The sequence below is a fragment of the Pseudomonas migulae NBRC 103157 genome, assembly GCF_002091715.1.
GTDB classification, from domain to species: Bacteria; Pseudomonadota; Gammaproteobacteria; order Pseudomonadales; family Pseudomonadaceae; genus Aquipseudomonas; species Aquipseudomonas migulae_A.
In genome coordinates this window covers 1-11,159 of the sequence record NZ_BDAG01000078.1, presented here as the reverse complement: position 1 = coordinate 11,159, position 11,159 = coordinate 1, and the positions used below count along the sequence as shown (strand labels likewise).

Below are 11,159 nucleotides of genomic sequence, written 5' to 3'. Positions count from 1 at the left end.
TGTGTTTCGACAGTTAGAGCGTTGAGGGATCGATCCGCGCAAAGCTGTCGACGGTCGCGTGCCCTGCCAACTCCCCGCCCTCTCTGGCCAGCCCACAGGTCGCCATACCCGCCGTGCGCGCCGCGTCCAGTTCCTCGACGATATCGGACAGAAACAGAATCTGCGCCGCTTCAAGGCCAATCGCCTGGGTAATGCGCTGGTAAGACTGCGCCTCACGCTTGGGGCCCGACGTGGTGTCGAAATAGCCACTGAACAGCGGCGACAAATCCCCCGCCTCCGAGCAGCCGAAAATCAGTTTCTGCGCCTGGATCGAACCGGAGGAATAAACAAACAGTTTGAACCCCTCCTGATGCCAGCGCTTCAATGCTTCGACGGCGTCCGGGTACACGTGACCTTTCAACTGCCCGGCCTGATAGCCCTGCGCCCAGACCATGCCTTGCAAGGCCTTGAGCGGCGTGGCTTTGCGGTCTTCGGCGATCCAGCCCAGGAGGATCTCGATAACACGCTCGACGTCCGCGTCCGGCTCATTGTTGTCCCGGCGAACGGCGGCCAGTTGCTCGGCGACATCGGTGCGCGTGGCGTGCTGGCGAACGAAGTCCGGCAGGTGTTTCGCGGCGTACGGAAACAGCACGTCGAACACAAAACTCACCGCGCTGGTGGTGCCTTCGATGTCGGTGAGAATCGCTTTGATCGGCATCGGCTCAGTCCTCCAGACGCGGGAAACGGCTGGCGATGTCTTCGCCGGTAAAATTCGCCACCCAGCCTTCAGGATTGTTGAACAGACGAATGGCGACGAAATGCGGATGCTCGCCCATGTCGAACCAATGCGGCGTGCCGGCCGGCACGGAGATCAGGTCGTTCTTCTCGCACAGCACGGCGTACACGTAATCGTCGATGTGCAGGGTGAACAAGCCACGACCGGCGACGAAAAACCGTACTTCGTCTTCGCCATGACGGTGTTCATCGAGGAACTTGGCGCGCAATTCGGCTTTTTGCGGATGGTCGCTGTTCAGGCTGATCACATCGACGGTGATGTAGCCCCGTTCGGTCATGAGTTTGTCGATTTGCTCCTGATACGCGGCGATCACCTCTTCCTGGCTGGCGCCCGGCTGGATTTTCGCGGTCGCTTGCCAACGGTCGAAGCGCACGCCCTGCTCGGCCAGGGTCGAGGCGATGTCTTCGAAATGGGTCAGCACCTTGTTCGGAATGTCAGGGCTTGAGACGTGGTAGACGGACAGGCTGCTCATCAGGGCAACTCCTTAACGGTTCAAGAGTGAGCGCGTCTTCAACTCGCACTCGAACAAAAATTCAAAGGCCTCGATCTGCCGCAGCGCATCGCTCATGCGCGCACCCCAGGTGTAGAGGCCATGACCGCGGATCAGATAGCCGACGCAATCGGGATGGGCTTCCAGCCAAGGCTGCACCTTGGCGGCGAGTCGTGCAATGTCCTGATCGTTGTCGAAAATCGGCACACGCACCCGGGATTCATGGGTGGAGACACCGCTGAAGGCTTTTTGCAGTTCGTAGTCTTCGAACTCGATGAAATCTTCAGGCGTCAGGCGCGACAGCACCGTGGCGTTCACCGAATGAGTGTGCAGCACCGCGCCGATTTCCGGGCGCCAGCTGTAGAGCTGGGTGTGCAGCAAGGTTTCGGCGGACGGTTTCTTGCCCGGCTCCAGGCTGTTGCCCGACAGATCCGTGGCCAGCACATCATCAAGGCCCAACTGGCCTTTGTGCTTGCCGGACACGGTCAGCAAGGCTTCGGTCGGCGACAGCCGGGTCGAATAGTTGCTGCTGGTGGCGGGCGACCAACCGCGGCCATACAGAAAACGCCCGGCGTCGATGATTTCCTGGGCGAGGTGTTCACGGGTAAGGGTCATGGCCTGTCCTCTTGCATACGTGTGGCAATGATAACGGCAGCGGCGAAGGCTGCGAGACTGGCAATACTAAAGGTGAACGTGGCTCCAAGGGCATTCCAGCTGTAGCCGGAGTACAACGCGCCCAGTGCGCCGCCGGTGCCGGCCAGCGCGGCATACAACGCCTGGCCCTGCCCTTGCTGGCGCGCACCGAAGCTACGTTGCACGAACTGGATGGCAGCCGCGTGAAAGCTGCCGAACGTCGCCGCGTGCAGCACCTGGGCAAACAGCAGCACCCAGACAAATTCGGCAAACGAACCCAGCAACAACCAGCGCAGCGCCGCCAGCAGGAAACTCGCCAGCAATACGCGGCGTACGGAGAAGCGCGCAAGAATCTTGCTCATGGCCAGAAACATCAAGACTTCGGCGACCACGCCGAGCGCCCAGAGCATGCCGATCAAGCCACGGCTGTAACCCAATCGCTCGAGGTGCAAGGTCAGAAAGGTGTAATACGGGCCGTGGCTCATCTGCATCAGCGCCACGCAACCATAGAACGCCAACACCCCGGGATTGCGCAATTGCTTGAGAAAGCCGTCACCGGCAATCCGTTCGCCCTGAACCGGCTGGGCATTTGGCACCCACAGGCTGCTGACCACGATCCCGGCCATGATCAGCACCAGCGCCACCGGGTAAATGTCGAGGCTGAGCCATTCGAACAACCGCCCCAGCGCCACCACGGTGATGATGAAACCGATGGAGCCCCACAACCGAATCTGGCTGTAGCGCTGCGTCTGGCCCTTCAAATGCGCGAGCGTGATGACTTCGAACTGCGGCAACACCGCGTGCCAGAAAAACGCATGCAACGCCATGACCATCGCCAGCCAGGCGTAGGACTTGCTGACGAAAATCAGCGAAAACGTCAGCAACGTGCAGACCGCGCCGAAACGCACGATGGCCAGGCGTCGGCCGGTGTAGTCACCGAGCCAGCCCCAGATGTTCGGCGCGACACAACGCATCAGCATCGGGATCGCCACCAGCTCGCCGATGCGCGCACTGGAAAAACCCAGGTGATCGAAGTACAGCGCCAGAAACGGCGCTGTCGAACCGAGCAAGGCGAAATAGAACAGATAGAAACTGGAGAGCCGCCAGTATGGGAGCGCCGCCACGGTCATCAGGCCGCAGCGACTGAGAGGTCAGCCATTAAAGCTGACCCAGCACCGGCGTGCTCACGCGCACATCGGCATTCTGCCCGCGGTGACGCAGCAGGTGATCCATCAGCACGATGGCCATCATCGCTTCGGCAATCGGCGTGGCGCGGATGCCGACACATGGATCGTGGCGGCCCTTGGTGATCACATCCACCGGGTTGCCATGGATATCGATGGAACGGCCCGGCGTGGTGATGCTCGATGTCGGCTTCAACGCCAGATGCGCAACGATCGGTTGACCGGACGAGATCCCGCCCAAAATGCCACCCGCGTTGTTGCTGAGAAAACCTTCCGGGGTCATTTCATCGCGATGCTCGGTGCCGCGCTGGGAAACACTGGCGAAACCGGCGCCGATTTCCACCCCCTTGACCGCGTTGATGCTCATCAGCGCATGGGCCAGTTCGGCGTCGAGGCGGTCGAAGATCGGCTCGCCGAGTCCTGGCATCACGCCTTCGGCGACCACGGTGATCTTTGCGCCGACCGAATCCTGGTCGCGGCGCAGCTGGTCCATATAGGCTTCCAGTTCTGGCACCTTGTCCGGATCAGGGCTGAAAAACGCGTTCTCTTCCACCGAATCCCAGGTCTTGAACGGGATTTCGATCGGGCCGAGCTGGCTCATGTAACCGCGAATGACGATGCCTTGGGTGGCCAGGTATTTCTTGGCAATCGCGCCGGCCGCCACGCGCATGGCGGTTTCCCGCGCCGAACTGCGACCGCCGCCGCGATAATCGCGTTCGCCGTACTTGTGGTGATAGGTATAGTCGGCGTGGGCCGGGCGGAACAGATCCTTGATCGCCGAATAGTCCTTGGACTTCTGGTCGGTGTTGCGGATCAACAGGCCGATCGAGCAACCAGTGGTGCGGCCTTCGAAAATGCCGGAGAGGATTTCGACCTCGTCCGCTTCCTGGCGCTGGGTGGTGTGGCGGCTGGTGCCGGGCTTGCGGCGGTCGAGGTCGCGCCGCAAATCCTCCAGGGAAATCTCCAGACCCGGCGGGCAGCCGTCGACAATGGCGACCAACGCCGGACCATGGCTTTCGCCTGCGGTGGTGACAGTGAACAGCTTGCCGTAGGTATTGCCGGACATGCAGGACGCTCCGTGAAATGAACCTGAATACGTAATGCGCGCCAGTATACGCAGGCTACCCAAGTAGTTCATCCTCGAACCTTATGGGTGCCCGCGAGTCCAACCGGCACCTTTGTGAATGATGGCGTGATGATGCTGCGAGTTTTAGCCTTGAGCCTTACCTTGTTTACCGGTTTTGTACAGGCCACCGTCCTGCAACGGCCGATCACCCTGGATACCGGCACCGGAGAGCTTTTCGGCTCGTTGTTGCTGCCAAAATCCGACAAACCCGTGCCGGTTGTCCTGATCATTTCCGGCTCCGGCCCTACGGATCGTGACGGCAATAACCCCGATGGCGGGCGCAACGACAGCCTCAAGCGCCTCGCCTGGGTGTTGGCCAAACACAACATCGCCAGCGTGCGTTATGACAAACGCGGCGTGGCGGCGAGCCTTGCGGCGACCCCGGACGAACGCAATCTGTCGGTGGAGGCCTATGTGGCCGACGCCGAAGCCTGGGGCCGGAAGCTCAAAGCCGATCCGCGTTTCGGCCAACTGATTCTGCTGGGCCACAGCGAAGGCGCACTGATCGCCAGCCTCGCCGCGCCGAGCGTCGATGCCACGGCAGTGATTTCCATGTCCGGCAGCGCCCGCCCCATCGATCAAGTGTTGCGCCAACAGCTGAGCAATCGCCTGCCGCCACCGCTGATGTTGCGCAGCAACGAGCTGCTCGACAGCCTCAAGGCCGGGAAAACCGACGACAACGTGCCGCCGCAGTTGCAGGTGATCTTCCGCCCGAGCGTACAGCCGTACCTGATTTCGCTGTTCCGCCAGGACCCGGCGGCGGCGTTCGCCCAATTGAAGATGCCGGCGTTGATCATTCAGGGCAGCAACGACATTCAGGTCGGGGTCGATGACGCCAGGCTGCTCAAGGCCGCCAAACCCGACGCCGAACTGGCGTTGATCGACGGCATGAACCACGTCATGCGCATCGTGCCCAACGACGTCAAACGGCAATTGGCCTCCTATAAAGATCCGCAATTGCCGCTGGCGGCTGAGCTCGGCACTCGAATCCTCGGGTTTATTGACGGACTTCGCTCCAGTTAAGCTCTGTAGGGGGCGTTCTCAACTGGTTTTCACGCGAAAACTAGTTGAGAACGCCCCCTGGCCCTCCAGTCCTGAAAAAAACGGCCGATAAGCCTTTGTCGCCAGCGCCAAGACTGGCGACAAGCTGAGCTTGGACAGGATCTCGCCGTTATGACTGATACCCCGACTTCACCCGACACCACCGCTGAAAAAGACGCACCGCCAGCGGTTGAGCTGCCGTGGGCGGACGTCCACGTCGAGCACCACAAGATGCTCCGTCTGGCGCCGTTGCAGACCGATCGCAACACCGGCGGGCGACCATTGCGCTTTGTTGAATTCGGCTATGCCGAACGCAACGACAAGCAGCGCAGCCTGTTGCGCATGACCATTTCGCTGCCCGGCCAGCGGGTGCGCAAGGAACAGAATCACCTCGACGTGTGGGTCGATCACGCCACCAAACGCGTGCATTTCGGGCCGGACAGCGGTTTGCAGATCGAACCGATGAACCGTGGCATCGGGCGCTACATGGCGGCCCAGGGCATTAGCTGGGCTAAAAAGCGCTGGCCTGGCTACACCGTCGACGGCACGGACCTGAACAACAAGGATGCGCTGAACGAAGACACGCGCCTGCGCCGCGATCGTTTTCTGAAAGCGCATGGTTTTGAGGTGGCGTATGCCGATGCCCAGCATTTGAAGGGCAGCGTCAAAGAGGTGCAGGTCGGCGACCTGCTGGCCGACTGGAACAGCGAGAAACTGCAACAGGTTGAAATTCTCGAAGCGGCGCAGATGCTCCAGCAGGCCGAGCAGAATCTGGCCGAGCAGGAAGTAAAACTGAAGAAGCACGAGGAAAAGGTCAGCAAGTACAAGCGTGAAGACGCGGGGCTGCGTTTCACCATTACGTGCCTGGTGGCGTTTGCGGTGTTTCAGGCGGGGCTGTTGATCTGGATTGCAACGCACCGTTGAAGGCTTGAGACTGCGGCGCGACCATTCGCGAGCAAGCCCGCTCCCACAGGGGATGTGTGAACAACGCAAATCCTGTGTGGAAGCGGGCTTGCTCGCGAAGCTTTAGACGATTAAACGCGGGACGCGAACAACGCCTGATGCTCCCGGCACTGCTGCGCCGTCAACATGAACACGCCATGCCCGCCGCGCTCGAAATCGAGCCAGGCGAAATCGACTTCCGGGTACAACGCGTCAACGTGAACCTGGCTGTTGCCCACTTCGACAATCAACAAGCCCTTCTCGGTCAGATGATCCGCCGCTTCGGCCAGCATGCGGCGCACCAGGTTCAAGCCATCGTCGCCACAGGCCAGGCCCAACTCGGGTTCGTGCTGGTACTCCTGCGGCATGTCGGCGAAATCTTCGGCATCGACGTAAGGCGGGTTCGACACGATCAGGTCGAAACGCTGCCCTGGCAAACCGTCGAAACCATCGCCCTGAACCGTGTACACACGCTCATCGACGCCATGACGCTCGATATTCTTGTTGGCCACTTCCAGCGCTTCGAACGACAGGTCGGCCAGCACCACTTCGGCGTTCTGGAACTCATAGGCACAGGCAATACCAATGCAGCCGGAGCCGGTGCACAGGTCGAGAATGCGCGCCGGTTCGGCGCCGAGCCACGGTTCGAAACGCTTTTCGATCAGCTCGCCAATCGGTGAACGCGGGATCAACACACGCTCGTCGACAATGAACGACATGCCGCAGAACCAGGCCTCGCCCAGCAAGTAAGCGGTCGGGATGCGTTCTTCGATACGGCGCTTGAGCATGCGCTGCAGTTTGACGACCTCGTCCTCTTCGAGGTTGCAGTCGAGGTAACTGTCAGCAATTTCCCACGGCAGGTGCAGCGCGCCCAACACCAGTTGACGGGCTTCGTCCCAGGCGTTGTCGGTCCCATGGCCGAAAAACAGATCCTCCCCATGGAAGTGGCTGACGGCCCAACGGATATGGTCGCGCAGGGTACGAAGTCGGGAAGTGATCACGGGGGCAAACTCCAGAAAAAACGACTGGCGATTCTACCAGCCAAAACGCGTGACGACGACGCAGGAAAAACACCGGCCCAAATGTAGGCCCCTTCCTTTTTTTGCGCTGGCTATTGAACAAAACGAGTATCTTGACAACGCTGCGGGCCAGCAACGACGGCCTCTGCGATAGTAGCGATTCACAGAAGCGCTCAGCCAGAGGACAATGTCGCAAAAGCCCCACCCGAAGGAGCCCCAGAATGTCCGTTCCAAAAACGATGTTTCAACTCAGCGGCCGCGGTTATGCAGCAGCCAATCTGAGCCATGCGACCCTTGTCATCATCGATGCCCAGAAAGAATACCTCAGCGGCCCCCTGGCGCTGGTCGGCATGGATGCTGCTGTCGCGAACATCAAGCAACTGGTGAGCGCTGCCCGCGCAGCCGGTCGGCCCATCGTGCATGTGCGCCACCTCGGCACCGTCGGCGGGTTGTTCGACCCGCAAGGCGAACGCGGCGAGTTCATCCCGGGCCTGGAACCACAGGCCGACGAAACCATCATCGGCAAACTGCTGCCGAGTGCGTTCCACGGCACTGAACTGCTGGAGCGCCTGCAGAATCTCGGTTCGCTGGACCTGATCGTGTGCGGTTTCATGAGCCATTCCAGCGTCAGCACCACTGTACGCGCCGCGAAAAACCTGGGCTTTCGTTGCACCCTGGTTGAAGACGCCTGCGCAACGCGGGATTTGCCTTACAAGGGCGGTGTGTTGAGCGCAGACCACGTTCAACAGACCGAAATGGCGATCATGGCGGACAACTTCGCCACCCTCGCCCTGACCCACGATCTGATCTGATTGACGCTTGATGAGCGGTTCATGCCGCCGCTCATCCGCAAAAGCCTCTCATTAGCTGTAAATGTCATAGCCTCAGGAACATCCCGGTCAACTCCCGGTCGAAGGGCCGATACCCATTGAGGAAGGTCGGAATGAAGTTATCCGATGGTTTTGACGCACGCCGCTTGCGGCCCAAAGGCCAAAGCAACTGGCGTTTTCGATTCGGCGCAGCGTTCGCTGCCTTGCTGGCAACCTGCGGTGTGTTACTGGCCATGGCCGGCGCCGCCAGCCTGCTGGGTCGCCCGCCGGCACTCGGCGAACTGAACGCCAGCCCGCTGGGCTCGGCAATCATTCTGGCGGTTGGCCTGTTCCTGCTCTACCTGGGCGTTTGGCTGTGGCGGCGTTGCCGTCGCCGTGCACGCCAGTCGCGAGAGCTGAACATGTCCCCGCACTTGATGAAAAAACACGACTGAATTGACGGCCTGGCGTTTTAGCAGGCCCCAATTGTTATCGATCGTGTCTCGACTTGGGTAAACTGGCCGCCCTTCGCGGAGGCTGACATGCAAGACGACGATTTTTCCCTGTTCAAAAGCGCGATCCAAGGCGTCAAGCCGATCAAGCACGACCGCGCCGAAACCGGCAAACCCAAGGCTGACCGCGCGCAGATCGCCAAGCTGCGTCAAGCCGCCACCGTGCGCACCGATGCCACCACCGTCGACGGCCTGTCCGATCAGTTCGTGATCGACGTCGGCCCGGAAGACGAGTTGATGTGGGCGCGCGACGGCGTGCAGGAAAGCCAGATGCGCAAGCTCAAGATCGGACAGATTCCGTTCGAAGGCAGCCTCGACCTGCACGGCATGAGCGTGGAGAAAGCCCGGGAAACCCTCTGGGCGTTCCTGGCCGAAGCGACCAAATTCGAAATCCGCTGCGTGCGCGTCACCCACGGCAAAGCCGTGCGCCTGGACGGCAAGCGGCCAATGATCAAAAGCCATGTCAACACCTGGCTGCGCCAGCATTCACAGGTGCTTGGCTTCACCTCGTGCCAGGCCAGACACGGCGGCGCCGGAGCGGTTTATGTGATGCTCAAACGCACCATGATGGAAGGTCGCGACGAGTAAAGGCGTTGCGCCACGCTAATTTGGCTAAGGCTGACCACTCAGTACAGGCATCCCGGCTTGCAATGATATGGGAGCTCCCGTAATACTTCGCAGATGGAATTCAAAGACAGACTCAAAACAGCCCGCCAACACGCCAGGCTCAATCAGACCGAGCTTGCCGAGCGCGCAGGGCTGACGCAAACCTCAATCTCCGACCTCGAGCGCGGGAAATCGAAGGCAACAGCCTTTGTTGCCCAGATTGCTTCAGTGTGTGGCGTTTCACCGATGTGGCTGGCTGAAGGTGTCGGTGACATGCTTAAAGGGGTGTCCGATGCCGCTCCGTTGAATCGCCCCCCTCCTGGCATTTCAATGTCAGACATCGAGCCTTGGGACGACAGCACTCCCCTGGATGACGATGAGGTTTATGTCCCCTTCCTGCGTGAAGTTGAGCTGGCGGCTGGTTCAGGCCGTTTCGTGATCGCAGAGAACGACAGCGCCAGGCTGCGCTTCTTCAAGAAAGACCTGCGTCACAATAACGTGCAGTTCGACAACGCCAAGTGCGTGGTGGTGAGCGGGAACAGCATGCTCCCGGTTCTGCGCGACGGCGCCACCGTTGGGATGAACATCGGTAAGAACTCATTGGGCGACATCGTCGACGGCGACATGTATGCGATCAACCACAACGGCCAACTGCGCGTGAAACAAGTCTACCGACTGCCCACTGGCATCCGCCTGCGCAGCTTCAACCGTGACGAGCATCCGGACGAGGACTACACCTTCGCCGAGATCCAGGAACAGCAGATTGCGATCCTGGGCCATGTCTTTTGGTGGGCAATGTATTCGCGGTGAACTGAGTTGCGGTGATGCGTGACGTTCAGTGCCATGACGTTCAATACGGCAAATCGACACCAACCCAAGCGCGGGCTTTTTTTTGCACCTGAAATATAGGCACGGAATAAAATATGGGAATACCCGTTTACTTAAAATATGGGAGAGCCTATATTTGTTTTCAAGCCGACGGGAAATCGATCGGAAGCTGCCAACCATCACTTCTGCCCATTCACTGAGTGGGCAGTGGGATGTAGGCCTGCATCAAACGCAAGGCTCACCAGAGCAAAAAGCGACATCAATGGACTGAGGCAAAAACCATGACTGTAGACATCAGCAACTTCACCATCGCTACCCCGCTTCCAATCTCCGACACCAACCCGATTGCACTTGAGCTCATCGGCTGGCGCGCGCTGATCGAATGCCCCGACGTCATCTCGATGCTTGATGATGGCTCGCTGCAGATGACGGCGCCGACACTTGGAGCCTCCAGCAAGAGCACGCATCGAACTCGCTGTGAATGGAAGGAGCCAGGTTACTGGCTGTTCTCCAGCGCGGCGGACCACTGGAACCGCCAGGAAATGCGACTGACCAAAGTCAACTCGCTGCAGAAAGTCGTGATTGGCCAGATTCATGTGAAGGGTTCAGAACGACCTCCGGTAAAGGTGTTCTGGAACAAAGGAAAAATCACCATGGGGTTCCGATCAAGCTACCTCCAGGACGATCCGGTCAACTCGACGGTGTTGGAGAACGTACCGCTCGGGGCACTTTTCAAAATCAACATTCACGCCAACTCGAGTGGCGCCGTCTCTGTATCGGCTAGCTGTAACGGCGTCAAATCCACTTCCGCGATCATGCGTCTGGACAACACCTGGGACACGAAAACACTCGCCTTTCATGGCGGCGTGTATAACCAGATCGATTACTCCGACACCACTGACCCGCTAGACGGTTCTGTCTGCATCATCAGCGATCTGTCGATCACCCACGCCTGATACCACCTGCTCGGCCTGATGAGCAACACAGGTTCAGGGAATCATCACTGCTGCAGCCTGGCGACAGGCTGTAGCGGGATGCGGATAAAATCCGACAGGCCCGCTTGACCGACAAAACACATACGGAACGCAATGACCGATTTTGGGCTTCGCGCCCGCTGGCAATACAACTGCCGTCACACATACGCTACCATGTGCCCCATGTCGGGAATGAACCCTGCGTTTATTGCCACTCAGC

The 11,159-nt window shown here is 59.7% G+C and carries 13 protein-coding genes; 7 read left to right on the top strand and 6 right to left on the bottom strand.

Annotated features, from left to right (window positions below; all coding sequences use genetic code 11):
• Positions 1 to 13: 13 nt before the first annotated feature.
• The 5 genes from mtnC to aroC are packed head-to-tail and all read right to left on the bottom strand — an operon-like array spanning position 14 to position 4,148.
• The gene (gene mtnC, locus PMI01S_RS30375; protein WP_084323857.1) at positions 14 to 697 is read right to left on the bottom strand and encodes an acireductone synthase; all 684 of its coding nucleotides are present in this window, start codon (positions 695 to 697) and stop codon (positions 14 to 16) included.
• Positions 698 to 701: 4 nt separating this feature from the next.
• Positions 702 to 1,247 (bottom strand): 1,2-dihydroxy-3-keto-5-methylthiopentene dioxygenase, encoded by a 546-nt coding sequence (locus PMI01S_RS30370; RefSeq protein ID WP_084323856.1) that lies wholly within the window; start codon positions 1,245 to 1,247, stop codon positions 702 to 704.
• Positions 1,248 to 1,259: 12 nt separating this feature from the next.
• Entirely contained in the window at positions 1,260 to 1,880 is a 621-nt protein-coding gene (locus PMI01S_RS30365; protein WP_084323855.1) for a methylthioribulose 1-phosphate dehydratase, read from the bottom strand.
• Complete coding sequence (locus PMI01S_RS30360; protein WP_167362932.1) at positions 1,877 to 3,028, bottom strand: MFS transporter; 1,152 nt, start codon at positions 3,026 to 3,028, stop codon at positions 1,877 to 1,879. The genes PMI01S_RS30365 and PMI01S_RS30360 overlap by 4 nt, the downstream gene beginning before the upstream one ends.
• Positions 3,029 to 3,056: 28 nt before the next feature.
• Positions 3,057 to 4,148, bottom strand: a complete 1,092-nt coding sequence (gene aroC / locus PMI01S_RS30355; protein ID WP_084323854.1) for a chorismate synthase — start codon at positions 4,146 to 4,148, stop codon at positions 3,057 to 3,059.
• Between the two features lie 129 nt (positions 4,149 to 4,277).
• Here aroC and PMI01S_RS30350 point away from each other — a divergent pair, with 129 nt between their 5' ends.
• Both PMI01S_RS30350 and PMI01S_RS30345 read left to right on the top strand, forming a co-directional pair.
• Positions 4,278 to 5,231, top strand: a complete 954-nt coding sequence (locus tag PMI01S_RS30350) for an alpha/beta hydrolase (RefSeq protein ID WP_084323853.1) — start codon at positions 4,278 to 4,280, stop codon at positions 5,229 to 5,231.
• A gap of 150 nt (positions 5,232 to 5,381) precedes the next feature.
• Positions 5,382 to 6,173, top strand: coding sequence for a hypothetical protein (locus PMI01S_RS30345; RefSeq protein ID WP_084323852.1), 792 nt, complete (start codon positions 5,382 to 5,384; stop codon positions 6,171 to 6,173).
• 110 nt (positions 6,174 to 6,283) lie between these two features.
• On the opposite strand, the gene prmB is transcribed toward PMI01S_RS30345, so the two are convergent.
• Positions 6,284 to 7,192 carry a 50S ribosomal protein L3 N(5)-glutamine methyltransferase gene (gene prmB / locus PMI01S_RS30340; RefSeq protein WP_084323851.1) on the bottom strand — a complete coding sequence of 303 codons (909 nt, stop codon included), beginning with the start codon at positions 7,190 to 7,192 and terminating at the stop codon, positions 6,284 to 6,286.
• A 239-nt stretch (positions 7,193 to 7,431) separates the two neighbouring features.
• Between prmB and PMI01S_RS30335 the strand changes: the two genes are divergently transcribed.
• The 5 genes from PMI01S_RS30335 to PMI01S_RS30315 all read left to right on the top strand — a co-directional run bounded on the left by PMI01S_RS30335 (position 7,432) and on the right by PMI01S_RS30315 (position 10,921).
• Positions 7,432 to 8,022, top strand: a complete 591-nt coding sequence (locus tag PMI01S_RS30335) for a cysteine hydrolase family protein (protein WP_084323850.1) — start codon at positions 7,432 to 7,434, stop codon at positions 8,020 to 8,022.
• A 131-nt stretch (positions 8,023 to 8,153) separates the two neighbouring features.
• Entirely contained in the window at positions 8,154 to 8,474 is a 321-nt protein-coding gene (locus tag PMI01S_RS30330; RefSeq protein WP_017339763.1) for a hypothetical protein, read from the top strand.
• An 87-nt stretch (positions 8,475 to 8,561) separates the two neighbouring features.
• Positions 8,562 to 9,119, top strand: a complete 558-nt coding sequence (locus PMI01S_RS30325) for a Smr/MutS family protein (protein ID WP_017339764.1) — start codon at positions 8,562 to 8,564, stop codon at positions 9,117 to 9,119.
• Positions 9,120 to 9,212: 93 nt separating this feature from the next.
• Positions 9,213 to 9,947, top strand: a complete 735-nt coding sequence (locus tag PMI01S_RS30320; RefSeq protein WP_084323849.1) for an XRE family transcriptional regulator — start codon at positions 9,213 to 9,215, stop codon at positions 9,945 to 9,947.
• A 299-nt stretch (positions 9,948 to 10,246) separates the two neighbouring features.
• On the top strand, positions 10,247 to 10,921 hold the full coding sequence (locus PMI01S_RS30315) for a polysaccharide lyase family 7 protein (RefSeq protein WP_084323848.1): 675 nt from the start codon (positions 10,247 to 10,249) through the stop codon (positions 10,919 to 10,921).
• Positions 10,922 to 11,159: the final 238 nt, after the last annotated feature.

What these genes read in the sequence shown, in the direction of transcription:
- mtnC (WP_084323857.1), bottom strand. Translation starts at nt 697, where the DNA reads ATGCCGATCAAAGCGATTCTCACCGACATCGAAGGCACCACCAGCGCG.
- PMI01S_RS30370 (WP_084323856.1), bottom strand. Translation starts at nt 1,247, where the DNA reads ATGAGCAGCCTGTCCGTCTACCACGTCTCAAGCCCTGACATTCCGAAC.
- PMI01S_RS30365 (WP_084323855.1), bottom strand. Translation starts at nt 1,880, where the DNA reads ATGACCCTTACCCGTGAACACCTCGCCCAGGAAATCATCGACGCCGGG.
- PMI01S_RS30360 (WP_167362932.1), bottom strand. Translation starts at nt 3,028, where the DNA reads ATGACCGTGGCGGCGCTCCCATACTGGCGGCTCTCCAGTTTCTATCTG.
- aroC (WP_084323854.1), bottom strand. Translation starts at nt 4,148, where the DNA reads ATGTCCGGCAATACCTACGGCAAGCTGTTCACTGTCACCACCGCAGGC.
- PMI01S_RS30350 (WP_084323853.1), top strand. Translation starts at nt 4,278, where the DNA reads ATGATGCTGCGAGTTTTAGCCTTGAGCCTTACCTTGTTTACCGGTTTT.
- PMI01S_RS30345 (WP_084323852.1), top strand. Translation starts at nt 5,382, where the DNA reads ATGACTGATACCCCGACTTCACCCGACACCACCGCTGAAAAAGACGCA.
- PMI01S_RS30335 (WP_084323850.1), top strand. Translation starts at nt 7,432, where the DNA reads ATGTCCGTTCCAAAAACGATGTTTCAACTCAGCGGCCGCGGTTATGCA.
- PMI01S_RS30330 (WP_017339763.1), top strand. Translation starts at nt 8,154, where the DNA reads ATGAAGTTATCCGATGGTTTTGACGCACGCCGCTTGCGGCCCAAAGGC.
- PMI01S_RS30325 (WP_017339764.1), top strand. Translation starts at nt 8,562, where the DNA reads ATGCAAGACGACGATTTTTCCCTGTTCAAAAGCGCGATCCAAGGCGTC.
- PMI01S_RS30320 (WP_084323849.1), top strand. Translation starts at nt 9,213, where the DNA reads ATGGAATTCAAAGACAGACTCAAAACAGCCCGCCAACACGCCAGGCTC.
- PMI01S_RS30315 (WP_084323848.1), top strand. Translation starts at nt 10,247, where the DNA reads ATGACTGTAGACATCAGCAACTTCACCATCGCTACCCCGCTTCCAATC.